We start from the raw sequence: 863 nt of genomic DNA on the forward strand, positions 1-863 counted from the left end.
ATGCACAATATATTGTGGTTAAAATTTCAAGAAACGAATACTTTCACAGTCTCGTACGCACCGCGTACCTTTTCAATGCGTTCCGAATCCCTAGCCTCAAAAAGGTACGCGGTGCGTACCCTACAAGGCTGAAATTTTAAGTAACTCTTCAACTGTCAAGCCAATATCTTTAGCGATTTGCCGCAGTAAAATTGGTGAAATATCTCGTCCTGCATGAAATGGCACGGTTGTGCATCTACCGTCTGGATGGCGGAATTGTTTATGTGAGCCACGTTGTCGGATTTCAGTAAATCCTAATATTTCGAGCAAAGCGACAACTTCGCGAGGTTTAAGAACCGGTACGTTTCCCATGCTTAAGCGACGACTACATTTTGGGTTCCAACAAACTCGGCTTCGAGTATTGGCTCACCATCCTCAAGTAGCATTTCAATGACTTCCCGAAGATTTTGATTAAGCTCATCCAATGATTCCGCTTGGCTATGTGCACCTGTAAATCCAGGAATGAAACCCACATATAATCCGGTATCGTGACATTTTTCAATAATTGCTGTGTAAATTTTCATATTGATCTCACCTCTTTGAATGTCAATTGGAATCCAAGCCGAATTTCCCTCACTTGGATTTTATGAACAGAATTTCGTCATGTAATCAGCCGAATTTATATCATTATCACTGGTTTTCAAATCATCTGACATTAAATGTTCCAAATCTCGCGACGCAATAGCAAAGTAGGGTACGCATCGAGTACCTTTTCAATGTGTTCCGAATCCTTAGCCTCAAAAAGGTACGCAGTGCGTACCCTACAAGGCTTGATCGGCGATGCCGAGTTCTACAGCACGGAGTTTCGCTTGCTCGGTGAACAA

General features: G+C 42.4%; 2 protein-coding genes. Both read right to left on the minus strand.

The genetic code is table 11. The annotated features are described in order from the left end of the window. Positions 1 to 120: 120 nt before the first annotated feature. The gene (locus IT781_RS21960; protein WP_194972298.1) at positions 121 to 351 is read right to left on the minus strand and encodes a type II toxin-antitoxin system HicA family toxin; all 231 of its coding nucleotides are present in this window, start codon (positions 349 to 351) and stop codon (positions 121 to 123) included. A gap of 2 nt (positions 352 to 353) precedes the next feature. Next, entirely contained in the window at positions 354 to 563 is a 210-nt protein-coding gene (locus IT781_RS21965; protein WP_194972299.1) for a type II toxin-antitoxin system HicB family antitoxin, read from the minus strand. Positions 564 to 863 lie beyond the last annotated feature (300 nt).

The organism is Methylobacter sp. BlB1 (genome assembly GCF_015476545.1).
Classification (GTDB): Bacteria; Pseudomonadota; Gammaproteobacteria; order Methylococcales; family Methylomonadaceae; genus Methylobacter.

Bases quoted from the DNA above. Each gene is read 5' to 3' on its own strand.
- IT781_RS21960 (WP_194972298.1), bottom strand. From the start codon at position 351: ATGGGAAACGTACCGGTTCTTAAACCTCGCGAAGTTGTCGCTTTGCTC.
- IT781_RS21965 (WP_194972299.1), bottom strand. From the start codon at position 563: ATGAAAATTTACACAGCAATTATTGAAAAATGTCACGATACCGGATTA.